Here is a 22759-nt window from a genome sequence, read left to right on the forward strand (position 1 = left end):
CCTGTCCATGATGATAGGCTTCTACCGTGCATTGCAAACTACACCTGCCCAGCAAGCCCTGCGGCCACTGCCAACGACCCTTTGCCTGGCGCCGCAAGTGGGCGCGCTGCTGGGAAGAGGTGCGCTACTGCAGTGAGCGCTGTCGGCGCGAGGCGCGTCGCCCAGGAGTTACTCCATGAGCCTGACACTCATCTGGCTGCGCCACGATCTGCGCCTGGCAGACAACCCGCTTTTTCAGTTCGAGACGCCGCCAGAGCACTTGATGTGCGTCTATGTGCTCGATCGCTCCTGGCTGACGCCGCTGCAAGGGCTCGATGTCCCGCGGATCGGTCCTGCCCGGCTGCGCTTTCTGTGGGAGAGCCTGATTGCCCTGCGCGGTGAATTGCTCAAACGCGGCAGTGACCTGCTGGTTCGCGTTGGTGATCCGGAGACGGAAGTGGCCGAGCTGGCCGCCCACCACGGGGCCCGCCAGGTGCGGGTGCGTCGCGAGGCGGGCTGGGACGAGACCCAGGCCACGGCGCGGTTGGAAGAACGGTTGGGAGAGGGCGTCGCGCTTTGGCAGTCCGACGGTGGGCTGCTGTTCAACGAGGCCTGCCTGCCGATGCCGGTGAGTGCCCTGCCGGTTGGCTTCTCGGCCTTTCGGCGCAAGGTGGAACGTACCGGAACAGTACCCGACGCCGCCCCGGCACCGGTGACCCTGCCGCCCTGGCCCGATGCGGCGCCGCGAGGCTTTCCGGCGCTGGTCAAGGTGTGCAGCAGGGCGGCTACCTGGACGTGCGATGGTCGCGCCGGTCTACACTTTGCCGGCGGCGAGGCGGAGGGTCTTGCACGCCTCGACCACTACCTCTGGCAGAGCGGCGCCGTCTCCCGCTACAAGAAGACCCGCAACGGCCTGCTCGGTGCCGATTTCTCCACACGATTCTCACCCTGGCTGGCCCACGGCTGCATGTCGGCACGCCAGGTGCATGATGCGGTGCGCGCCTGGGAAGCTCAGCACGGCGCCAACGAATCGAGCTACTGGGTCATCTTCGAGCTGCTGTGGCGCGATTATTTTCACTGGGCGGCACGTCAGGAGGGACCGTCGCTGTTCGGCGTGCGCCGGCTTCCCCAAGCCGATGAGCCCTTCCGGGCCTGGTGCGAGGGCCGCACCGGCCTGCCCTTCATCGACGCGGCCATGGGGGAGCTCGCCGTTACCGGCTGGCTCTCCAACCGGGCACGCCAGAACGTGGCGAGCTATCTGGTGCATGAACTGGGGGGTGACTGGCGCATGGGGGCGGCCTGGTTCGAGCATGCGCTGCTCGATTACGACGCGGCCAGCAACTGGGGCAACTGGCGCTACGTGGCCGGCGTCGGCCGTGACCCGCGAGGGCATCGCTTCGATGTCCTCTGGCAGGCCGAGCGCTACGACCCCGATGGGGCCTACGTGGCGCACTGGCTACCTGACATCGCCAAGTTGCCCGCCGGGAGCGCTCGCCATCGGCCCTGGTCGGTGGCCCCCGAACACTTCTCTCCGCCCCTGACCGTGCCACAGGTTGTCCCGGAGGCCGGTCAGTCCTCCCTGATTCCACCGGGTGTCCAGGGTGCCTAATCCGCCGGTCCAGGTGGTCTGGTTCAAGCGCGACCTGCGCACCCACGACCACTCGCCGCTGGTGAAGGCCTGCGCGGCGGGCGAGGTTCTGCCGCTCTACGTGATCGAACCGGGACTGTGGGGGGAGCCCGACAGCGCCCAGCGACACTGGGACTTCATCGCCGAGAGCCTGGATGAGCTGTCAGACGACCTGATGTCGCTGGGTCTTCCGCTTTGCGTCGTGGAGGGGGACATCTCTAACGTGCTCTCGAGGGTTATCGCGTGCTTGGGTCCGATCACTTTGTACTCCCACCAGGAAACCGGTAATGCCTGGACCTTCGCCCGGGACCGACGCGTGTCTGCTTGGTGTCGCAAACATCGCGTGTCCTGGCACCAGTGTCGGCAGCAGGGCGTGGTTCGCGGCCTCGGACAACGTCGCGGCTGGGTAGGGCAATGGGAAGCGCTGGTCGAGGCGCCCCTCGCGTCGCCATCGCCGGCATCGCCACCCGCCGGCTGGAAAGGCTTGCCCTGCCTACCGCGTGAGCAGTGGAGGTGGCGTGCACTGGGAGTCGGCCGCGAGGCCTGTCCTGGCCGTCAGTCTGGCGGCCGGCGCGCAGGCCTGGCCACTTGGCGCTCCTTTCTGGCCGGCCGCGGTGAGCGCTTTCATCGTGATATTGGCAGTCCCGAGCGGGCTCGAAACGCCAGCTCCCGGCTGTCCCCCCACCTGGCCTGGGGCACCCTGTCGCTGCGCGAGGTGGTAAAGGAATTGCGCCTGGCGCGATCCGAGCGCCGTGGCGAGGCCGAGTGGGGCAGGGCGCTTGCGGCGCTGGAATCCCGGCTGCATTGGCACTGCCACTTTATCCAGAAGTTGGAAAGCCAGCCCGACCTCGAGCATCAAACGATGCACCCCGCCCTGAAAGGCCTTCGGGAGCACCCGCACCCTGGAAGGCTGGCTGCCTGGTGCGAAGGTCGTACCGGCGTGCCTCTGGTCGATGCTGGCATGGTAGCGCTGCGCGAAACCGGTTGGCTCAACTTTCGCATGCGGGCAATGCTGGTTTCCTTTGCCACCTTCGGACTGGGGCTCCCCTGGCGGGAGCCGGCTCTGCATTTGGCTCGGCTCTTCGTCGACTACGAGCCCGGCATCCACTACCCTCAGGTGCAGATGCAGGCGGGGCTCACCGGAACCAACGCCCTGCGCGTTTACAATCCGCTCAAGCAGGCCGATGAGCGTGATCCCCAGGGGCGCTTCGTGATGCGGTGGCTCCCCGCGCTGGCCGGTCTGCCCGAGGCCTGGCGCCAGCGCCCCTGGGCACTGCCGACCGCCGAGCGCGCCGAGTTGGGGTTCGTTCCGGGGCGGGATTATCCGCTGCCAGTGCATGACTTCGAGGCGGAATCGCGGCGTTGGAAACGTATCATTCATGACGCCCGGCAAACCCCGGAGGCGCGTCGGGACAGCGACGTGCTACTCGATCGACTCTCCAGCCGCCGTGGCACTCGGCCCCGGCGCCTAGTGCCTCCTCCGTCTCCCCAGCTTTCGCTCTTTTCCGAACCCGATCAGGAGACGTCATGACTGCCGCCTGCTTTCCTCGACTGCCATGGGGCCTCGGTCTCGCCGGTCTGATTCCGTTTCTGGCGCTGTCGAGTGCATCCTGGCTGGCGCCGATGGCCTGGCAAGTCATCGCCGTTCCAGCTTTTCTCTATTACAGCGCCGTGATTCTCTCGTTTCTGGGCGGAGTGCAGTGGGGCGTTGCAATGTCCCTGGAGTCCGACGACAGCGGGGGATTCCGGTCTCGACTGGCCCTGAGCATGGTCCCCAGTCTGATCGCCTGGCCGGCACTGCTGCTGCATCCGGTCATCGGGGCTTGGGTGCTGATTGCCGGCTTCCTGCTGGTGCGCCTTCACGAGTGCGGAAAGATGAGCCGTGAACTGCTGCCCGTCTGGTACCAGTCACTGCGTAACGTGCTGACGGCGGTGGTGGTGGTCTGCCACGGGCTGGTGATCTGGCGACTCGCTTACGGGTAGATGGGGCTGGTGGCGTCGCCGATTCTGGGCGATGATCGCCCCTGACCCTGCCATGGAGAGCGCAAGCGTGATGAAACGGACCCTAATCCTGGGCCTGCTGCTGGGCCTGACGGCTGGCTGTCAGAGTGGCCCGGCTCGACAAGCCAATGCGGCGGATGAGCCATCCCCCGAATCTAGCCAGACGGCGGCGTCCGCGCAGTCAGGCACAATCGCTGCTACGGCCGTACCTGCATCTCCCGCCGACTTCGACGGCTGGTTGGCCCAGTTCCGCCGGGAGGCTCGCCGAGAAGGCATTTCCGAGGCGACCCTGGCCGGCGCCCTGGATGGCGTCCGCTATCTCCCACGTGTGATCGAGCTCGACCGCTCCCAGCCGGAGTTCGTGCGTCCCATCTGGCAGTACCTGGATAGCGCTGTCTCAACTCAGCGAGTGACCCAGGGCCGAGACAAGCTGGCTGAGCACCGCGATACCGCACGCCGCATGCAGGACCGCTATGGGGTACCCGCTGAAGTCATCGTGGCGATCTGGGGCATCGAGAGCAACTACGGCGGCAATTTCGGCAGCTTTTCCACCCTGGAGTCGCTGGCGACCCTGGCCTATGACGGTCGCCGCCGCGACTTCGCCCGGGGTGAGCTGCTCGCTGCCCTGCGCATCATCGAGAAGGGCGATATCGCCCCACAGCGCATGATCGGCTCCTGGGCCGGCGCCATGGGCCATACCCAGTTCATTCCGTCGAGCTTCGAGGCCTACGCTGTCGACGGCGATGGCGACGGTCGCCGTGACATCTGGGGCAGCATTCCCGACGTCATGGCCTCCACCGCCAACTACCTGGCCCGGGCTAACTGGCGAGCCGGCGAGCCATGGGGAGTAGAGGTCGCGATCCCCGACGGCTTCGATTATGCCCAGGCAGAGCTTGCCACCCGTCGCAGTGCCCGGGAGTGGGCAGAGCTTGGCGTGCGGCCGATCGCTGGCGGCAGTTTGCCAGCGTTCGACGCCGCCTCGGTGATCGTGCCGGCGGGTGCTCGTGGTCCCTCTTTTCTGGTAGGCCCCAACTATCGGTCGATCCTGCGCTACAACAATGCCACCAGCTATGCCCTGGCGGTGGGTACTCTGGCCAACGAAATTGCCGGTCGTGGCGGCATCCTGGCCGGCTGGCCTCGAGACGAGCAGCCGCTTAGCCGTGCCCAGGTTCGAGAGATGCAGCGATCGCTCAACGCCCGCGGCTTCGAGGTGGGCACCCCTGATGGCATCATGGGCCCCAACACCCGGCGCGGCCTGCGTGCCTACCAGCGCACTATCGGTACGGCGCCGGACGGCTTCGCTACGCTGAGCCTGCTGGAACGTCTGACCCGATGATGTCTTGATGCCCCGGTTTTCTGTTAGGGAGTAAGCCAATGAAACGAGTGGCTAATACGCTGATGCTGGTGGCGGGGTTCCTGATGCTCGGCGCGGCTCCCGCAGCGCTGGCCGACAAGGTGTTCGGCTGGGTGGAGCGCGCCACCATCGAGCCATGGGGGGTGGCGGTCAAGGCAAAGCTGGACAGCGGTGCCCTGACATCGTCGCTGGATGCCCGTAATATCGAGACGTTCGAGCGTGAGGACGAGGAGTGGGTGCGCTTTCGTCTCAAGCTGGAGGATACCGCCAGCGGCGAGGTCTTTTCCGAGGATCTCGAGCTGCCGCTCTATCGCGATTTGCGCGTGCGCGGCGCCGGAGGCAGCGATGAGCGTCCGGTGGTACTGATGAAGGTCTGCCTGGGCGATACCATTTATGAGGAGCAGTTCAGCCTGCGCGATCGCGAGGAGATGAACTATCCGCTGCTGCTGGGACGGCGCACTCTCGCTCACCTGGGGCTGCTGGATGTGCGCGAGACATTCCTGCAGCGCCCGAATTGCAACGAGGAATCGCGGCTTCGCGAGCATGAGCCGGGCGAATCGGAAAAGGGCCACGACGGCTAAGTCGTCGATGTGCTCCCGGCATTAGAACAGACGTGCCAGCAGAGCGGTGACCGCGGTCTCTACCCGCAGGATTCGGGGCCCCAGATGGATCCCCTCGCAGCCGGCCTCGAGCAATTTTTCCACCTCCCACGGAATGAATCCTCCCTCAGGCCCCACCAGGAGCAGGGTGGGAGTTTCTATCCCTCGAGGGCAGGCAGTGGCCATGCCCGGATGGGCCAGCAGGCCTCGCCGCTGCTTGAGCAGGCCAGGCAGGCGATCCTCCACGAAGGGGCGGAAGCCCTTCTCCAGGGTGACCGTCGGCAGCAGAGTGTCACGAGCCTGCTCCAGCCCCAGCACCAGGTGCTGATGGATCTTCTCCGCGGCGAGTTCGGGCGATTGCCAGTAGCTCTTCTCCACCCGGCGGGTGTGCAGCAGAGTGATCGACTTCACGCCCAGGGCGGTGACATGCTCCAGGCTTCTCGCCAGCATGCGCGGGCGCGGCAGGGCCAGCACCAGATGCACCGGTAGGGCTGGCGGCGGCGATTGGTCGAGTCCCTCCAGGGCAAAGGTGGCCTCCCGGTCATTCAGAGTGAGCAACTCCCCCTGACCGATGCCGCCACCCATGACGCCAAGGGTGAGGCGGTCACCGGAGGCGGCACGATGCACCTCGCGCAGGTGGCGCAGCCGGCGCGGGTCGGTTACCCGGGCCAGGCGGTGGTTCTCGATATCCTCCGGAGCAAGCAGGATCAGGTTCATCGGAGCCTCGCGTTAGCGGTAATGTCGTGCATGGCCTTGCATGGATGGTGTCGCGGTGCACAATGGTCGCATGGGAGCAGTTGCCCCCACATTGACCGAGGAGCAGCGCCGTGCGCGTGATTCGCAAGTATGCCAACCGCAGGCTCTATGATACCGAACAGAGCCGCTATGTGACGCTAGAGGATCTGCGCAAGCTGATTCTCGACGAAGTGCCGTTTCGGGTCGAGGACGCCAAGAGCGGCGAGGATCTGACGCGCACAATCCTGCTGTCGATCATCATCGAGCAGGAGCAGGCCGACGGTGATTCGGAAGTGTTCTCCAACGATCTGCTGGCGCAGTTCATCCGCGTCTACGACATGACCCAGCCGCTGCCGCTGGCGCGCTATCTGGAACAGGGCACCCAGCTTATGCTGGAGCAGCAGAAGCGCGTGAAGGACCAGTGGCAGCAGGCCATGCGCCATACCCCAATAGAGCTGATGCGCGAGCTGACCGAGGAGAACATGAAGTTCTGGCAGAAGACCATCGGCCAGGCCGGCACCCAGGACGACGACGAGAAGTCGTGAAGTGACCGGCAGAGATGGGGCGGGCGTCGGCACTTTCTGACATAATGCCGCGACTTTTCCCGTGGCCCGGCGGGAGATCGCCATCGGGTATCGGGGAAGACTTCGGTTTGCAGAACAAGGTGTAACGGATGAAGGTGTTGATCATCGGCGGCGGTGGCCGCGAACATGCCCTGGCCTGGAAGGTGGCTCAGTCACCCCTGGTGACGTCTGTCCTGGTGGCGCCCGGCAATGCCGGAACCGCCCGGGAGCCGGGCATGGCCAATGTCGACATCGCGGTGGATGACCTCGATGGCCTGGTGGCCTTCGCCGGCGACGAGGGTGTTGACCTGACCATCGTTGGACCCGAGGCGCCGCTGGTGGCCGGCGTGGTCGATCGCTTCCGCGATGCGGGGCTGGCGATTTTCGGTCCCGCCGCCGGTGCCGCGCAGCTGGAGGGCTCCAAGTCCTTCACCAAGGACTTTCTGGCCCGCCACGCTATCCCCAGCGCAGACTATCGGACCTTCACCGAGGTCGCGCCGGCGCTCGGGTATCTCTCCGACAAGGGTGCCCCCATCGTCGTCAAGGCCGACGGCCTGGCCGCCGGCAAGGGGGTCATCGTTGCCATGACCCTCGACGAGGCCGAGGCAGCGGTGCGGGACATGCTCGAGGCTAACGCCTTCGGCGATGCCGGCGCTCGGGTGGTCATCGAGGAATTCCTCGACGGCGAGGAGGCCAGCTTCATCGTCATGGTGGACGGCGAGACCGTGCTACCCATGGCCACCAGCCAGGATCACAAGCGGGTGGGCGAGGGTGATACCGGCCCCAATACCGGCGGCATGGGCGCCTACTCCCCGGCACCGGTGGTCACCGATGAAGTGCATGACCGGATCATGGATCGGGTCATCCTGCCCACGGTGCGCGGCATGGCCGAGGAGGGTCATCCCTACACCGGCTTCCTCTATGCCGGCCTGATGATCGATGCCGAGGGCAACCCCAGGGTGATCGAGTACAACTGCCGCTTCGGCGATCCCGAGACTCAGCCGATCATGCTGCGCCTTGCGTCCGACCTCGCCGAACTCTGCCTGGCCGGCGCCACCGGCAAGCTGGCTGGAAAGACCTGCGACTGGGATCCTCGCGCCGCGGTGGGCGTGGTGCTGGCCGCAGGCGGCTACCCCGGCAGCTATCGCAAGCATGACCCCATCGAGGGCATCGAGGCCGCCGAGGCCACCGGCTGCAAGGTATTCCATGCCGGCACTGCCGATCAGGACGGCCAGCTGGTCACTGCCGGCGGGCGCGTTCTCTGTGTCACTGCCCTGGGCGAGGGCGTCTCGGCCGCGACCGAGCAGGCCTATAGAGGCGTCGACGCCATTCACTGGGAGGGCGTGCTGTGCCGCCGCGACATCGCCTACCGGGCCATTGCTCGAGAACGCGGCGAGCGCTGAGCTGCCACGATCCCCAGCGGGACCATCCTTCTCGATTCAGTACAAGACAACTATAAGGAGGCGAGCATGGAGCGCGTCAGGCTCGAGTTTCCCGAGGCGGACATCGTGCACCGCCATCCGCTGACGGTGCGTGTCACCGATATGAACTACGGCCGCCACCTGGGGCACGACACCCTGGTGTCGTTGCTCCATGAGGCACGCATCCAGGCTTTCGGTGCCCTGGGGCTCACCGAGTGGGACATGGGCGGCTATCCTAGCGTGGTGGCGGATCTCGCCGTGCAGTACCAATCCGAGGCCCGCTGGCCCGATGCCCTGGTGGTGGAGACGGCAATCCAGATGCCCACCGGACGCGCGATTACCGTTTACCACCGTGTCTGCCATGCTGAAGGCGGCCGCCCCGTGGCGACGGCCCGGCTCAACGTGATGCTGATCGACCCGGTTGCAGGGCGTCCAGTGGCGGTGCCCCAGGCCGTGGCGGCGGCGCTTGCCGGAGCAGAGGGCGCCTGATGTCCCGCGAATATCCGATCATCGCCGTGACCGGTTCCTCCGGGGCCGGCACCACCACAGTCAAGCGCACCTTCGAGCGTATGTTTGCCCGAGAGGATGTCCACGCCGCCGTTGTCGACGGCGACGCCTTCCACCGCTACACCCGGGAAGAGCTGGCGCGGATCTTCCGCGAAGAGCCAGAGCGGAAGGACGAACTCTCCCACTTTGCCGTGGAGGCCAATCTGCTCGACGAACTCGAGGCGCTGTTCCAGGAGTATGGCGAGCAGGGCAGCGGTACCTTTCGCCACTATATCCACGCCGAGGACAAGCAGATGATCGAAGCCGGCTATCGAGTCGGCACCTTTACCGAGTGGCAGCCGCTGCCCTTTGGCACCGACCTGCTCTTCTACGAGGGGTTGCACGGTGGTCTGGTTACGCCCGAGCACGATGTCGCGCGCCATGTAGACCTGTTGGTGGGCGTGGCGCCGACCATCAACCTGGAGTGGATCCAGAAGATCGTGCGCGATACCAAGCTTCGCGGCCACTCCCAGGAGGCGGTGATCGACACCATCCTCGGGCGTATGGATGACTACGTGCGTTACATACAGCCGCAATTTTCCCGCACCCATATCAATTTTCAGCGGGTACCCACGGTGGACACCTCCAACCCCTTCGAGGTGCAGGACATCCCTGCTGACGCTGAATCCTTTGCGGTGATCCGCTTCCGTGAGCCGGCCACCGTGGACTTCCCCTACCTGCTGGCGATGATTCCGGATGCCTTCATGAGTCGCCCCCACACCCTGGTGGTGCCGGGCGCGCGGGTGTCCCTGGCCATGGAGCTGATTCTCGCACCGCTGGTGCGCCATCTGCTGGCCCAGCGCCGCTTTCGCTAAGCCCTGAAAAACCGAGCCCTGAAGAAAAAAGCCAAGCCCCGAACAAGGAGAGACGCCATGGCCTGCCTGTTCTGCAAGATCATCAATCGAGAGATTCCCGCCGAGATCGTCTTCGAGGATGACGAGGTGCTGGCGTTCGAGGACATCGCTCCCCAGGCGCCGACCCATCTGCTGGTTATCCCCAAGCGCCATGTTGCGACCCTCAACGACCTCGAGGAGAGCGACCAGGCCCTGGTCGGCCGTCTACCCATCGTGGCCGCCAGACTGGCCAGGGAGCGTGGCTTCGCCGATGAGGGTTACCGAGTGGTGATGAACTGCAACGACGACGGCGGCCAGACGGTCTACCATATTCATATGCACCTGATGGGCGGTCGTCGCTTCACTTGGCCGGCTGGCTAGCCGACGCTCTGCGGACAACCGCGCGAGATAAAGCGCTCTACGCATCGGGTGCTGTTCCCTTCGACGCCACCGCCAGGTGGCGTCGGTCGTGCCGGGCAGCGCTTCTGATGGCAAGAGCCCTCCGCTACAATGGGGTATCCATTCCGGATCGAGGCGCGACGAGGTCGTTATGAACCGCAATTCCTCACGAAGCGACACCCTGATCCACCAGTTCGATACCGTGCTGCGCACTTTGGTGCCCCATGCCGCCCAGGCGTCTCGATCATCCCCGGCCACTCCCGAGGTGCATGACGACCCCATGGACGAGGAGGAGTGCCGCCACGCGGCCGGGCTGATGCGTATCAACCACACCGGTGAAGTGTGTGCCCAGGCGCTCTACCAGGGCCAGGGGCTGACCGCCAAGCTGTCCGCTGTACGTAGTCAGATGAGGGAGGCGGCCAGGGAGGAGATCGACCATCTGGCCTGGTGCGATGAGCGTCTCGAGGAGCTGCATGATCGGCCCAGCCTGCTCAATCCGCTCTTCTATGCCGCGTCCTTTGGCATCGGTGCCGTGGCAGGGGGCGTGGGCGACCGCTTGAGCCTTGGCCTCGTGTCCGCCACCGAACAGCAGATGGGCCGCCATCTGGAGGAGCACCTGGTGGAACTGCCGTCCGCGGACCGGCGCTCCCGGGCGGTGCTGCGTCAGATGGCCATCGACGAGGCCCACCACGCCCAGTTGGCGCTGGAAGCCGGCGGCGCCCGCTTCCCCGCCCCGGTCAAGTTCGGCATGTCGCTGATGGCCAAGGTGATGACCAAGAGCGTCTACCGAGTCTAATTCCTGCTTTCGGATCAGCGTTGAGAGCTGGCTTATTCCTCCACAATCGTGAAGGAGTGGGTCACCTCGACGCCGCCCTTTACCAGCATGATCGAGGCGCTGCAGTACTTCTCTGCGGAGAGCTCCACGGCACGTGCCACCTGCTTCTCCTTCAGTCCCTTGCCACTCACGGTGAAGTGCACGTGGATCTTCGTGAATACGCTGGGCGTGGTGTCGGCGCGCTCCGCCTCTAGGCTGGCCACGCAGTCGGTCACCGGGGCTCGAGCCTTTTCTAGGATGTTGAGGATGTCGAAGGAGGTGCAGCCGCCCAGGCCCATCAGCAGCAGTTCCATGGGGCGCGGGCCGGTGTTGTGCCCGCCGTGGTCGGGCGGGCCGTCGATTACCACGCTGTGACCGCTACCGCTCTCGGCAACGAACTGACGACCATCGGTCCATTTCACAGTGGCTTTCATGATTCGGGGTTCCTTTTCGATTATCGGAAAACGGGGGGCAGCATAGCACTCCCGTTGAGGAGGCTCAGCCCCGAAGGCGTCGGTCCAGTTCGACCAGCCGCTCGGGGGTGCCCACGTCGACCCACTGGCCGAGGTGGTGGTGGCCGCCCACGCGTCCCTCCGCCATGGCGCGGCGCAGCAGGGGCGCCAGGGCAAAGACGCCTGGAGACTCCTTGGCCACCAGCGTCGGATCGAGCAAGCTGATCCCGGCGAAGGTGAGACGCGGTTCGCCCTCGGCGTGAATCCGACCGTCATGCGTCAGGTGAAAGTCGCCCCCCGGATGGTGATCGGGGTTGTCCACCAGGGTCAGCTGGGCCAGGTCGCCGTCGCGAAGCGTGAGATGGGTCGGGTTCAGATCGCACCAGACGTCGCCGTTGACCAGCAGGAAGGGCGCCTCGCCCAGGAGGCCCAGCGCCTGGCGGATGCCGCCGCCGGTCTCCAGCGGCAGCTCCTCACGGCTCCAGGCGATGCTTACCCCGTAGTCGGCGCCGTCGCCAAGGGCTGCCATGATCTGCTCGGCCCGGTAGCTGACGTTGATCACTATCTCGACGATGCCCGCTGATCGCAGGCGTGCCAGGTGGTGAACGATGAGCGGCTGACCGGCCACCGGCAGCAGTGGCTTGGGGCAGCGGTCGGTCAGGGGACGCATGCGGGTGCCGAGCCCCGCGGCGAGGATCATCGCCTTCATGGCGTACTCTCCAGCCTTGCCATCAGCGCAGGGCGGAAGGTCTCGGCCAGCCACCCCTTGAAGGCCTCGTGGCCTTCAAGCCCCGCCAGGCTGTCTTCCAGGTGGGTGAGGAAGTGCGGCAGCCGCGCGAGATAGCCGGATTTGGCGTCGCGCAGGGTCAGCCGGCAGAAGATCCCCAGCACCTTCAGCGAGCGCTGGGCGGCCATGGCCTGGGCCTGGGCCAGAAAGGTTTCGGCATCGACCCGGGAGAGAAGACGGCCGTCTGCCGCGGCGCGCTGCCGGAAGCCCTCTACCCAGGCGGCGAAACAGGTGGCGTCGAAGTGGCAATAGCGTCCGCGCAACAGCGAAATCAGATCGTAGCTGATTGGGCCGGCCACGGCGTCCTGGAAGTCGATCAGATGTAGGGCATTGCCCTGGACCATCAGGTTCATCGCGTCATAGTCGCGGTGCACGGTAACCACTGGCTGGGCCAGGGCCGAGGCGACCAGTTTCTCACGTAGCGCCGCCCAGCCCGGCGGTGTCTCCATGCCCAGCCACTCACCCAGGCACCACTCGGGGAAGAGGTCGAGTTCGCGGCCCAGCAGGTCGGCATCGAAGGAAGGCAGCTCGTCCGGCCCCGCCCGATTCTGCAACTCATGGATCAGCGCTATGGCGCGCTCGTGCCAGCCCAGTGTCATGGCGTCGGCTTCGCTGCCGAGGCAGGCCTGTAGGGGGGTGTCGCCCAGGTCATCGAGCTCGAGGAACCCCTGGGACAGGTCGACTTCGTGAAGCGTAGGCACCGCCAAGCCGGCGGCGGCCCAGCGCCGGGCGATGGACACGAAGGGGCGGCTATTCTCCTGCTCCGGCGGGGCGTCCATCAACATGCGGGTGGTGCCGTCCGGAAGATGCAGCCGGTAATAGCGGCGGAAGCTGGCGTCGCCGGCGGCCAGGCGCAGGTCGACCATCTGCCGGGAGAGGCCGTGGCGCTGGGCGGCCCACTGGCTGAGGAGGTCGAGGCGCGAAGGGTCGGCATCGGACATGGTGGGCGGGCTCCTGAGTGGTGTGAAAGGTTCCGGTGGCGAGTCGGTTGACGGCTGGTGGGGGGCGCCGCATGCTGAGTGCATCATGGCCCGCCGGCAGCACAGGTGCGATTCGGCCTGTATAATACCGACTCACCCCGCCAAGGACATCGAGGAACATGGGTAATCGACTCTCATGGACGGCTCTTGCCGGCCTGGCGACTCTGAGCTTGGGCGGCGCTCCCTTTGTTTCGGCCGCGCCCGATTCCCTTCCGGCCGAGTCCCTGGATTTCCGTCCCTGGGGCGACGACCGTTCCGCCGGTGCGCTGTGTCGAGGCGTTTACGTGATGCCCGACTATCGCCTTCCCGAGCCACCTCCGGGCCAGGTGGCCAGCGAGTCAAACAGCGCCAACTATGGCGAAGATGGCGAGACGATCCTGCTCGGCGAAGTGGTCCTGCGCCGTGATACTGCCCAGCTCGAGACGCCCGAGGTGCGGGTGCCCGGCAGCCGTGAACGCGCTTTTGCCAAGGGCCCGCTGGCGCTGCGCGACTTGAACCTGCTGGTGCGTGGCGACGCTGCCGAACTATCGTTGGTCAGCGACGCCGCGCGTATCGATAACGCCCACTACGTTATTCATGATCGCCACCTGCGTGGCGATGCTGTTCAACTCGAGCGCCTGGAGGACGGTCGCTACCGGCTCACCTCGGCAAGCTTTACCACCTGTGACCCGGGGGACAATTTCTGGCGGCTGGTGGGAGGCGACGTGGTGCTCGACCGTGAGCGAGGTTTGGGTACCGCCCGCCATGCTCGGCTGGAAATGGGGGGGGTGCCGGTTTTCTACTGGCCCTGGGTACGCTTCCCCATCGACGACCGTCGCCAAACCGGCTTCCTGTGGCCGGCGGTAGGGGTCTCCAGTGGTGATCTGGACTACGCCCAACCCTTCTACTGGAACATCGCGCCCAACCAGGACGCCACCATCACTCCGCGCTGGATCACCGATCGTGGCATGTTGCTGGGCGGCGAGTACCGTTATCTGCTGCCCAGCGACGCTGGGCAGATTGAGGGGGCCTTCCTCGGCAGCGACGACGGCGGCTCCAGCGACAACCCCAACGATGCCGCCCGCCGCTTCGAAGGCGAGGACCGCTGGTATGTCGACTACCGCCATGCCGGAACCCTCAATACCCGCAGCCGTTACCAGCTGCGCTACGGGGGGGCCAGCGACGGGCGCTATTTCGACGACTTCGGAAGCGATTTCTCCGATCAGAACACCTCCGCCATGCCCCGTCTGGCGCAGATCGACTATCGCGGCGACGTCTGGCGACTCGACGCCCGAGCCCAGGGTTTCCAGAAGCTCGACGACCCCCTGGCCGATCGTGATAAGCCCTTCTACCGGCTGCCGAGTCTCTCCGCCAGCGCGCGCTGGCGCCAGGGCGGCTTCTACCAGCAGTGGGGCTCCAACTATAGCTACTTCTGGCGCGACGTGGATCAGAACGAGATTCCCCTGGACCGTGAGTCTGCGGTGGGCTCGCGACTGCATCTCTCACCGGCGGTCGGCTGGCGAGTGGACGAGCGTTGGGGACATCTGGAGCCTCGACTGGAGTGGCTGGCCACTGCCTATGAGCTCGACTACGGCGCCCGCCGCAATGTCGAAGACCGCGACACCAGCCTGACCCGCGAGGTGCCGATCGTTTCCCTCAACGGCGGGCTTATCTTCGAACGCGAGCTGGCGCTCGGCGGGCGCGGCTACCGCCAGACCCTGGAGCCTCGCGCCAACTACGCCTATGTGCCGGCCCGGGATCAGTCGGAGTTTCCCGACTTCGACACCAGCGAACGTGCCTTTTCCTGGAATCAGCTTTGGTCACCGTACCGGTTCTCTGGCAGTGATCGGGTAGGCGATCTCAATCGTCTCTCTCTGGGCGTCGACTCGCGTCTGCTGGAAGATGCGCGCGGCCGGCAGCGCCTCGCCGTGGGGTTGGGTCAGGCCTACTATTTTGAGGATCGCACCATCGATATGGTGGGCGATCCCGATGTGATTCCCGATCGCGACCGCGACTTTCCTGGCTGGTACCGAGCCACCCGCGACCGCTCTCCCCTGGTGGCCCGTGCCGACTGGCAGGTCACCGACCGATGGCGCACCCGCTGGCAGTGGCTTTATGACGATAGCCTCGAGCAGACCGAACGCACCTCCGTGGATCTTCAGTACCGATCCCCGGCGGGCCATGCGTTGAACCTCGGCTACCGCTGGGAACTCCAAGGCTTCGATCCCTCGGCGGAGCCAGGGGATGATGAGTTCCGTGATTTCAACCGTGAAGAGTACGACCTGTCGTTTGCCTGGAAGGCTAACCGTCGCGTCGATCTGATCGGTCGTTTCCTTTACGACAACACCAACGACCGCGCCCTGGAGCAGCTGGCGGGTGTGCAGTGGAACGACTGCTGCTATGGTCTACAGCTGGTCTGGCGGGAGTGGATCGACGACAACGACACGGCGATCGCGATCGACGACTTTACCGATCGCGGTATCTTTCTGCGTTTCGTGTTCAAGGGCCTGGGCGGCGTGGGCCGCGAGGCAGACAGCTATTTCGAGCAGGCCATACCTGGCTATCGCTCCACCGCCTTTTGACCGTGCGACACCTGCTGTTGCCAACTTCTAGAGAGGAAAGATGAAACAGAAGCAGACAGTGAGCCGCCGACGTACCGCCGTGCTGGCCGCCGGCCTGGCCATGGCGCTGGGTCTCGCCGCGGTGCCGCTGAGCCTCCAGGCTCAGCAGTTCCAGTCAACTCAGCGCCAGGCGCTGGACCGCATCGTGGCCGTGGTCAATCAGAGCGCCATCATGGCGAGCGAGTTGGAGGAGCGAGTGATTCAGACCCGCAGCCAGCTCGCCACACAGCAGATCGACCTGCCCCCGGAGCGAATACTGCGCGAGCAGCTCCTCGAACAGATGATCCTCGAGGAGATTCAGCTGCAGATGGCCCGCGAGGCCGGACTCACCATTGACGATACCGAGCTCAACCGACAGGTAAGGTCCATCGCCGAAAGCAACGGCATGAGTCTGGAGCAGTTCGCCGACGCCTTGGAGACCGATGGTCTGGCACTGGCCACCGTTCGCGAGGATATCCGTCGCGAGCTGGTGCTGCGTGAGCTGCAGCAGCGCCAGGTCGGCAGCCGCGTCAATCTCTCCGAGCGGGAGGTAGAACGCCTGATGGAGCAGGAGGGTGCCAGCCGACAGCAGGCTCAGCAGGCGCTGTTTCAGCGTCGGGCCAACGAGGAGTTGGAGGTCTGGCTGCAGGAGATCCGCTCTCAGGCCTTCGTCGACAATCGGCTCGACGACCGCTGATGTCTGTGTCTCCGGTGCTGGCGCTGACCACCGGTGAGCCCGCCGGCATCGGCCCGGAGTTGGCCGCCATGCTGGCTGTGGCGCCGGTGGCGGGCTCTCGGGTGGTGGCAGTGGGAGATCCGGAACTGCTGGCCGAACGTGCCGCTCGGCTGGGCCTGGCCCTCGAGATTGTTGAACTGGCTCAGCATGAAGCGGTGCCTGCGGCGGCACCTGGCCGACTGCTCGTGTGGCCGGTAGCGCTGCGTGCGCCGGCGAGGCCAGGCGTACTGAACACCGCCAATGCCGACTACGTGCTCGAGACCCTGGACGTGGCGATCGCCGCCTGCCGGGACGGTCACGCAGCGGGCATGGTCACCGCGCCGCTGCACAAAGGGGTGATTCTCGACGCTGGGCATGCGGGGTTCAGGGGGCATACCGAGTATCTGCGCGACGCCTGTGGCGTGGAAGAGGTGGTGATGATGCTCGCCACCGATTCTGCCCTGCACGCCTTACGCCCCGGCTGGCGGGGTCCTGCTGCGCTGCGCGTGGCGCTGGCCACCACCCATCTTCCGCTTCGCGAGGTGGCCGACGCCATCACCGGCGAGAGCCTGACGCGGGTGCTGCGCATCCTCGATATCGACCTGAAGCGCTGGTATGGCCTAACCGCGCCGCGCATCGCAGTGTGCGGGTTGAACCCCCACGCCGGTGAGGGAGGTCATCTGGGACGCGAGGAGCTCGAGGTGATCGAGCCGGTGCTCGCGGCGTTGCGCGCCGAGGGGCTGAGGCTTGACGGCCCGCTGCCCGCCGATACCCTGTTCACGCCACGCCATCTCGAAGGCGTCGATGCGGTGCTGGCCATGTATCATGATCAGGGCCTGCCGGTGCTCAAGTACGCCGGTTTTGGCAGTGCGGCCAATATCACCCTGGGGCTCCCTTTCCCGCGCACCTCGGTGGATCATGGCACCGCCCTGGACCTGGCCGGCAGCGGCCGCGCCGACCCCGGCAGTCTGAGGGTGGCCGTGGCCCTGGCCGCCCAGATGGCCAGCCGCAGCATCATCCAATAGCGATAGAAGGACACCCCCTGAATGTCATCTCGACCCCCGGCTCACCGGGCTCGCAAGCGCTTCGGCCAGAACTTTCTGCGCGACCGCGGCATCATCTCGCGCATTGTGCGCGCCGTCGGGCCTCGCCCCGGCGAGCGCCTGGTGGAGATCGGTCCCGGCCAGGGCGCCCTCACCGAACCGTTGCTGGAGGCTGCCGGGGGATATCTCGAGGTGATCGAGCTCGATCGGGACCTGATCCCCGGGCTGCGGGTGCAGTTCTTCAACTATCCCGACTTCGTGATTCATGAAGGCGACGCCCTCAAGTTCGACTTCCGCTCCCTGCGGGGGGAGGGCGAGCCGCTGCGGGTAGTGGGAAACCTGCCCTATAACATCTCTACTCCGCTCATCGCCCACCTGCTCCAGGCAGGCGACGCCATTGCCGACATGCACTTCATGCTGCAGAAGGAGGTGGTGGACCGCTTGGCCGCCGCGCCCGGCGGGCCCGACTGGGGACGGCTGTCGGTGATGGCCCAGTACCGCTGCCAGGTGGAGTCATTGTTCATGGTGCCGCCAGAGGCCTTTGTGCCGCAGCCCAAGGTGGATTCCGCCATTGTGCGCCTGACGCCCCATGCAGAGCTGCCGCACCCGGCGTCCGACGAGACGCTGCTCTTCACCCTGGTCCGCGAAGCCTTCGGCCAGCGCCGCAAGACCCTGCGCAACAACCTCAAGGGACGCATTGCGGTAGATGACCTGGAGGCGTTGGGCATCGACCCCGCCCGTCGACCCCAGACCCTGACGGTGGAAGAGTTCGTGCGTATCGCCAACCACCTGGCCGCCATCGGCGCCAAGGGTGCCGAGGAGGTGCCTCAATGACCCCTATGTTGCCGGAGGCTTTGCAGAGTCAGATCAATGTCGACGTCGAGCCTGAGTACCGCGAGGAGGAGTCTGCGCCGACCGAGGGTCGCTTCGTGTTCAGCTACACGGTGACGGTGCACAACGCCTCACGCCACAGCATTCAGCTCATGGCCCGCCACTGGAAGATCACCCAGGGCAGCGGCAATGTGCAGGAGGTGCGCGGCAAGGGGGTGGTGGGGCAGCAGCCGATGATCGGACCAGGGCAGCAGTTCCGATACACCAGCCGGGCGATTCTCGATGGTCCGGTAGGCGTGATGGAAGGCGACTATACCTGCGTGGACACTGCCAGCCAGCGCCCCTTCGAAGTGGCCATCTCGCCCTTCCGCCTGGCCAGTCCCAATCAGGTGCACTGAATCCCCCAAGTCTGAAACAGGGAGAGTCCATGAACACCTATGCGATCGGCGATCTTCAGGGCTGTCATGCCGAATTCGTTGACTTGCTCGAGGCCATCGACTTCGACCCCGGCCGGGATCGGCTGTGGCTGGCCGGCGACATTGTCAATCGCGGGCCGGGGTCGCTTGATTGCCTGCGCGAGGTGACGGCGCTGGGTGATGCCGCGGTGACGGTGTTGGGCAACCATGACCTGCATCTGCTGGCGGTAGCCCGGGGTGGGGCGGCCCTCAACCGCAAGGACACCCTGGATGATATTCTCGCCGCCCCGGACCGCGAAGCGCTGCTGGACTGGCTGCAGACCCGTCCACTGCTGGTGCGCGAGACGCTGGGTCACGACACCCTGATGGTCCACGCCGGCTTGCTGCCCCAGTGGTCGCTGGATCAGGCCGCCCGGCTTGCCGGCGAGGTCGAGACGGTGCTCGACAGCGAGCGCGCTGGCACCTTCCTTGCGCGGATGTACGGTAACGCACCAGCGCTTTGGTGTGACGATCTCGACGGCATCGACCGGCTGCGCGGGATCGTCAACGTCTTTACGCGGATGCGCTTCATCGACGCCGCCGGCAGGCTAGACTTTGCCGCCAAGGAGGGGCTCGACAGCGCGCCGTCGGGCTTCGCTCCCTGGTTCCAGTACCCTCGCGCCGACGACGTCCAGCTTCTCTTCGGTCACTGGGCCGCCCTGGAAGGAAAGACCCCGGATAGTCGCATCAACGCACAGGCTCTTGACACTGGCTGCGTCTGGGGCGGCTCGCTTACCGCCTTGAACCTCGCGAGCGGAGAACGTACCAGCGTGCCCAGCCGTAAACGCAACTGATGCCGGCCGTTGTCCTGCCATGAAAGACACTACGACGAGAGGTCACCATGAGCTTTCAGCACCTCGCTATCCCGACCCTGCAGGCCTGGCTTGATGAGGGTCGCGATCTGGCCCTGGTCGATATACGCGATCCCATGAGCTTCTCTCAGGGTCACATCCCCGCCAGTCGTCGCCTCGGCAACGACAGCGTCGATGTCTTCCTCGATGAAACGCCGGCTGAACGGCCGGTGGTGGTGGTTTGCTATCACGGCCACTCCAGTCAGCAGGCTGCCGCCTGGTTGGCCGGGCAGGGGCTTGCCGAGGTCTACAGCCTGGACGGTGGCTTCACCGAGTGGCAGCTACGTCATCCCGACCGTGTGGAGGCCTGACGCGTGGGCATGAAACGGGATCCTGCCGTGGATGGCCTGGAGGTCTACTGCGTAGGAGGAGCGGTACGCGATGCGCGCCTCGGCTGGCCGGTGTACGACCATGACTGGGTGGTGGTGGGTGCCACGCCGCAAGAGATGCGCCGTCGAGGCTTCAAGCCAGTGGGGCGCGATTTTCCGGTCTTCCTGCACCCCGAAAGTCATGAGGAGTACGCCCTGGCGCGAACCGAGCGCAAGGCCGGCCATGGTTATACCGGTTTCGTTGTGCACGCCAGTCCCGAGGTGACTCTGGAGGAGGACCTGGTTCGCCGGGATTTGACCATCAACGCCATGGCCGAGACCCCCGAGGGCGAACTGATCGACCCCTATGGCGGCCTGTCCGACCTGGAGGCGCGAGTGCTTCGCCACGTGTCGTCGGCCTTCGTGGAGGATCCGCTGCGGGTGCTGCGCGCCGCGCGCTTCCTGGCGCGCTACGCCGGGCTGGGCTTTACCATCGCCGAGGAGACCCGGGGGCTGATGCGCCAGCTGGTCACGAGCGGCGAAATTGGCCACCTGGTGGCCGAGCGGGTATGGACCGAGACCGAGAAGGCGCTCTCCGAGCCCTGGCCGGAGGTCTATTTTCAGACCCTGGCCGATTGCGGTGCCCTGGCGGTACTGACGCCTGAACTGGCTGACGACTCGGAAGCCCTGGACGACGCCCTGGGTCGGCTCCACTGCCTGCCGGAAGAAATCGGCGGCGAGGTTAGGGCACGCTGGCGCTGGGCGCGACTGACGGAGCATCTGGATGAGGCAGCACGCTGTTCTCTTGCCGAGCGGTTGCGTCTGCCCAAGGCGCATGCGGCGCTGGCCCGCCAGGCGGCCCTGACTCGCGATCTGTGTCGGGAAGCCCAGGCAGGACCACTCACGGGGGAGCGGATCCTGGCCTGGTTGGATGCCATTGACGCCTGGCGGCGCAGCGAGCGGGTGGCGCCTCTGCTCGGTCTAGTAAGCCTGGAGGCGCCGGCGCTGGCTGACGATCTGGCACTGGCCTGGCGGCTGTCCGCACAGATACTGCCCAAGACCCTGATAGGGGAGGGCTTCCAGGGCCGGGAACTTGGCGAGGAGCTGACGCGGCGTCGCCGTGAGGCCATCGAGGCGGCGCTGGCTCCTCCTGTACCTTGAGCCGGGTCAGTCGGCTTGTGAGATCACTCTTCCGGCCCAGGTAAAGTCCACCGCCCACAGGCGCTGGTCGCCGGGCTCAAAGCCATCCCATAGTGCCGCATAGGTCTCGCCGCTCTGGGGATGTTTGACCTCGGGAAGCAGCTCGGCCAGGGGCTTGAGCACGAAAGCGTGGTGGGTGATCTCGTCACGAGGCAGGGCGACGCCGTCGTGTTCTCCAACCCGCTCTCCTACGGTAAGCAGGTCGATGTCCAGGGTGCGCGGGCTGAACTTTGGGCTGCCCTTGGAGCGGCCATTGGCGAATTCCAGCCGCTTGCACCAGGCCTGCAGCTCACCCACCGACCAGTCGCTCTCGAAGGCGGCCACCAGGTTGTAGAAGTTGCGCCCGTCCTCGAATCCTACCGGTTCACTCTCGAAGACACGCGAGATCTCCAATTTCCCGAAGGTGTTCGCCAAGGCGTCCAGGCAGGCATCTACGTGGTGGTCGCGTTCGATATTACTGCCGATGCTCACCGTGACCTGAACCATTACGCGGCTCCCGTTCGGATGCCGCGCTCGATCTGCACGCCGACAGTCGTCGCAGCGGGCACTGCGCCGGGCTTGCGTACGGTTAGCCGCAGCCAGGGGATGGTGAACTCCTCGCGCAGGGTGTCTGCAAGCCGCTCGGCGAAGGTCTCCACCAGGGCGAAGTCGTGCGCATTGGCGAAGGCGTCGATGTGCTCGCTGATGGCGGCATAGTCCAGCGTCAAGGCGACATCATCGCCGGCCGCCGCCGCACAGATATCGTGGGCCATCGCCAGGTCGAGCACCAGGCGCTGGGTGATGGTGCGTTCCCAATCATAGACTCCGATGACAGTGTCGACGCAGAGGGATTCGATCAGCACTAGATCCATGGTGGGATTCCGGGCGGGTGCGTGGCGAATGTGGCAAAGATTGTACGCGAGGGGCCGATCCGCGAATACCTCGGCGGCCGTGCAGGCGAGGGTTATCGCCGGGAGGGGGGATCGCATCGCATTGCTCCGGCGCCCTTCGCGCTATGCCGCCCTGACAGCTCCGCTGGGCTCACCGATGTCGGGCTGTCAGAATGAGCCTGATTCCCCTCTGGAGGCCGGCCATGGAGGCGCCACTAATCCTGTTGCTGCCGCTGGTGCTGCTGGGCTATCTCAGCGGCAGTTGGCTGGGTGCCCTGACCGTCTGTCGTTTGGCCGGCGCAGATGATCCGCGCCTGGCCGGTTCCTTCAACCCCGGTTTCTCCAATGTGCTCAGGCTATATGGACGTCGCCTGGCACTGGCCACCTTGCTGGTGGATGCCGGCAAGGGAATGCCGGTGCTGGTGCTGGCGATCCTCCTGGAGCTGCCTCCCTGGGCTCAGGGCGTGGTAGGTCTGGCCGTGCTCATGGGCCATAGCTACCCACTCTGGCATCGCTTTCGCGGTGGCAAGGCAGTGGCCAGTGCCTTCGGTATAATGCTCGTACTAACCCCCGGTGTTGCTCTGGTTTGCGCCACACTGTGGGCGCTGCTCGCCTGGCGGGTACGTACCGCCGCCGTGGCGTCGCTGGCCAGTGCGGCCGTCGCCCCCATGGCCAGCCTGTGGCTCGCCCCGGACTACGTCATCGTGGTGATTGGCTTTACCTTGCTGGTGCTGGCGCGCCACGTGCTCAATATCCAGCGGCTTGGCCGGGGCGACGAACCGGGGCTTTAGCCTTGTCTGGCGTGTGCCGAGGACGGC

The 22759-nt window shown here is 65.8% G+C and carries 27 protein-coding genes; 21 read left to right on the forward strand and 6 right to left on the reverse strand.

Translation table 11 applies throughout. From position 1 onward, the window contains the following. The first annotated feature begins 26 nt into the window (after positions 1-26). The 6 genes from ACFODV_RS04230 (at position 27) to rloA3 (ending at position 5542) form a co-directional block, all read left to right on the forward strand. Positions 27-179: a DUF2256 domain-containing protein gene (locus tag ACFODV_RS04230; RefSeq protein WP_379755105.1), complete on the forward strand. Its 153-nt coding sequence runs from the start codon at positions 27-29 to the stop codon at positions 177-179. Next, complete coding sequence (locus ACFODV_RS04235; protein WP_379755108.1) at positions 176-1588, forward strand: DASH family cryptochrome; 1413 nt, start codon at positions 176-178, stop codon at positions 1586-1588. The genes ACFODV_RS04230 and ACFODV_RS04235 overlap by 4 nt, the downstream gene beginning before the upstream one ends. Beyond that, positions 1581-3137: a cryptochrome/deoxyribodipyrimidine photo-lyase family protein gene (locus ACFODV_RS04240; RefSeq protein WP_379755111.1), complete on the forward strand. Its 1557-nt coding sequence runs from the start codon at positions 1581-1583 to the stop codon at positions 3135-3137. The genes ACFODV_RS04235 and ACFODV_RS04240 overlap by 8 nt, the downstream gene beginning before the upstream one ends. Then, positions 3134-3589: a DUF3429 domain-containing protein gene (locus ACFODV_RS04245; protein WP_379755114.1), complete on the forward strand. Its 456-nt coding sequence runs from the start codon at positions 3134-3136 to the stop codon at positions 3587-3589. Before ACFODV_RS04240 ends, ACFODV_RS04245 begins: the two co-directional genes overlap by 4 nt. Positions 3590-3659: 70 nt before the next feature. Further along, positions 3660-4943: a lytic murein transglycosylase gene (locus ACFODV_RS04250; RefSeq protein WP_379755117.1), complete on the forward strand. Its 1284-nt coding sequence runs from the start codon at positions 3660-3662 to the stop codon at positions 4941-4943. Positions 4944-4981: 38 nt separating this feature from the next. Continuing rightward, positions 4982-5542 carry a retropepsin-like aspartic peptidase RloA3 gene (rloA3, locus tag ACFODV_RS04255; RefSeq protein ID WP_379755120.1) on the forward strand — a complete coding sequence of 187 codons (561 nt, stop codon included), beginning with the start codon at positions 4982-4984 and terminating at the stop codon, positions 5540-5542. Positions 5543-5563: 21 nt separating this feature from the next. Here rloA3 and ACFODV_RS04260 read toward each other — a convergent pair whose 3' ends face one another. Further along, entirely contained in the window at positions 5564-6277 is a 714-nt protein-coding gene (locus ACFODV_RS04260; protein ID WP_379755123.1) for a 16S rRNA (uracil(1498)-N(3))-methyltransferase, read from the reverse strand. Positions 6278-6387: 110 nt separating this feature from the next. Between ACFODV_RS04260 and phaR the strand changes: the two genes are divergently transcribed. The 6 genes from phaR (at position 6388) to coq7 (ending at position 10853) form a co-directional block, all read left to right on the forward strand. Then, on the forward strand, positions 6388-6840 hold the full coding sequence (gene phaR, locus ACFODV_RS04265; protein ID WP_379755126.1) for a polyhydroxyalkanoate synthesis repressor PhaR: 453 nt from the start codon (positions 6388-6390) through the stop codon (positions 6838-6840). 128 nt (positions 6841-6968) lie between these two features. Continuing rightward, positions 6969-8261, forward strand: a complete 1293-nt coding sequence (gene purD / locus ACFODV_RS04270; RefSeq protein ID WP_379755129.1) for a phosphoribosylamine--glycine ligase — start codon at positions 6969-6971, stop codon at positions 8259-8261. A 66-nt stretch (positions 8262-8327) separates the two neighbouring features. Next, positions 8328-8768: an acyl-CoA thioesterase gene (locus ACFODV_RS04275; RefSeq protein WP_379755132.1), complete on the forward strand. Its 441-nt coding sequence runs from the start codon at positions 8328-8330 to the stop codon at positions 8766-8768. Next, a complete protein-coding gene (locus ACFODV_RS04280; protein WP_379755135.1) occupies positions 8768-9640 on the forward strand; it encodes a phosphoribulokinase in 873 nt (290 codons plus the stop codon). The genes ACFODV_RS04275 and ACFODV_RS04280 overlap by 1 nt, the downstream gene beginning before the upstream one ends. A 57-nt stretch (positions 9641-9697) precedes the next feature. Further along, the gene (locus ACFODV_RS04285) at positions 9698-10039 is read left to right on the forward strand and encodes a histidine triad nucleotide-binding protein (protein WP_379755138.1); all 342 of its coding nucleotides are present in this window, start codon (positions 9698-9700) and stop codon (positions 10037-10039) included. Positions 10040-10208: 169 nt separating this feature from the next. Further along, entirely contained in the window at positions 10209-10853 is a 645-nt protein-coding gene (gene coq7 / locus ACFODV_RS04290) for a 2-polyprenyl-3-methyl-6-methoxy-1,4-benzoquinone monooxygenase (protein WP_379755141.1), read from the forward strand. A 32-nt stretch (positions 10854-10885) separates the two neighbouring features. Here coq7 and ACFODV_RS04295 read toward each other — a convergent pair whose 3' ends face one another. The 3 genes from ACFODV_RS04295 to ACFODV_RS04305 form a co-directional block, all read right to left on the reverse strand. Next, positions 10886-11305: an OsmC family protein gene (locus ACFODV_RS04295; RefSeq protein WP_379755144.1), complete on the reverse strand. Its 420-nt coding sequence runs from the start codon at positions 11303-11305 to the stop codon at positions 10886-10888. A 64-nt stretch (positions 11306-11369) separates the two neighbouring features. Then, entirely contained in the window at positions 11370-12032 is a 663-nt protein-coding gene (murU, locus tag ACFODV_RS04300; protein ID WP_379755147.1) for an N-acetylmuramate alpha-1-phosphate uridylyltransferase MurU, read from the reverse strand. Then, a complete protein-coding gene (locus ACFODV_RS04305) occupies positions 12029-13051 on the reverse strand; it encodes an aminoglycoside phosphotransferase family protein (protein WP_379755150.1) in 1023 nt (340 codons plus the stop codon). The genes murU and ACFODV_RS04305 overlap by 4 nt, the downstream gene beginning before the upstream one ends. Before the next feature lie 158 nt (positions 13052-13209). Here ACFODV_RS04305 and ACFODV_RS04310 point away from each other — a divergent pair, with 158 nt between their 5' ends. From ACFODV_RS04310 to ACFODV_RS04345, 8 genes are read left to right on the forward strand one after another with little or no spacing between them, the layout of a single operon-like run. Then, positions 13210-15651, forward strand: coding sequence for an LPS-assembly protein LptD (locus tag ACFODV_RS04310; protein WP_379755153.1), 2442 nt, complete (start codon positions 13210-13212; stop codon positions 15649-15651). A gap of 40 nt (positions 15652-15691) precedes the next feature. After that, on the forward strand, positions 15692-16366 hold the full coding sequence (locus ACFODV_RS04315; protein ID WP_379755156.1) for a SurA N-terminal domain-containing protein: 675 nt from the start codon (positions 15692-15694) through the stop codon (positions 16364-16366). Further along, on the forward strand, positions 16366-17409 hold the full coding sequence (gene pdxA, locus ACFODV_RS04320; RefSeq protein WP_379755159.1) for a 4-hydroxythreonine-4-phosphate dehydrogenase PdxA: 1044 nt from the start codon (positions 16366-16368) through the stop codon (positions 17407-17409). Before ACFODV_RS04315 ends, pdxA begins: the two co-directional genes overlap by 1 nt. 21 nt (positions 17410-17430) lie before the next feature. Further along, on the forward strand, positions 17431-18261 hold the full coding sequence (rsmA, locus tag ACFODV_RS04325) for a 16S rRNA (adenine(1518)-N(6)/adenine(1519)-N(6))-dimethyltransferase RsmA (RefSeq protein ID WP_379755162.1): 831 nt from the start codon (positions 17431-17433) through the stop codon (positions 18259-18261). Continuing rightward, a complete protein-coding gene (apaG, locus tag ACFODV_RS04330; RefSeq protein WP_379755164.1) occupies positions 18258-18656 on the forward strand; it encodes a Co2+/Mg2+ efflux protein ApaG in 399 nt (132 codons plus the stop codon). The genes rsmA and apaG overlap by 4 nt, the downstream gene beginning before the upstream one ends. Positions 18657-18685: 29 nt before the next feature. Further along, complete coding sequence (locus ACFODV_RS04335; protein ID WP_379755167.1) at positions 18686-19507, forward strand: symmetrical bis(5'-nucleosyl)-tetraphosphatase; 822 nt, start codon at positions 18686-18688, stop codon at positions 19505-19507. A 47-nt stretch (positions 19508-19554) separates the two neighbouring features. After that, entirely contained in the window at positions 19555-19875 is a 321-nt protein-coding gene (glpE, locus tag ACFODV_RS04340; RefSeq protein ID WP_379755170.1) for a thiosulfate sulfurtransferase GlpE, read from the forward strand. A gap of 9 nt (positions 19876-19884) precedes the next feature. After that, positions 19885-21033, forward strand: coding sequence for a polynucleotide adenylyltransferase (locus ACFODV_RS04345; protein ID WP_379755173.1), 1149 nt, complete (start codon positions 19885-19887; stop codon positions 21031-21033). Between the two features lie 6 nt (positions 21034-21039). Here the strand turns inward: ACFODV_RS04345 and folK are convergent, their stop codons facing one another. Beyond that, positions 21040-21558 carry a 2-amino-4-hydroxy-6-hydroxymethyldihydropteridine diphosphokinase gene (gene folK, locus ACFODV_RS04350; protein ID WP_379755176.1) on the reverse strand — a complete coding sequence of 173 codons (519 nt, stop codon included), beginning with the start codon at positions 21556-21558 and terminating at the stop codon, positions 21040-21042. Continuing rightward, a complete protein-coding gene (gene folB, locus ACFODV_RS04355) occupies positions 21558-21923 on the reverse strand; it encodes a dihydroneopterin aldolase (protein WP_379755178.1) in 366 nt (121 codons plus the stop codon). The genes folK and folB overlap by 1 nt, the downstream gene beginning before the upstream one ends. Positions 21924-22144: 221 nt before the next feature. Between folB and plsY the strand changes: the two genes are divergently transcribed. Further along, positions 22145-22732 carry a glycerol-3-phosphate 1-O-acyltransferase PlsY gene (gene plsY / locus ACFODV_RS04360; RefSeq protein ID WP_379755181.1) on the forward strand — a complete coding sequence of 196 codons (588 nt, stop codon included), beginning with the start codon at positions 22145-22147 and terminating at the stop codon, positions 22730-22732. Positions 22733-22759 lie beyond the last annotated feature (27 nt).

Origin of the sequence: Halomonas tibetensis, assembly GCF_042643535.1 — a bacterium.
Taxonomy (GTDB): Bacteria; Pseudomonadota; Gammaproteobacteria; order Pseudomonadales; family Halomonadaceae; genus Halomonas; species Halomonas tibetensis.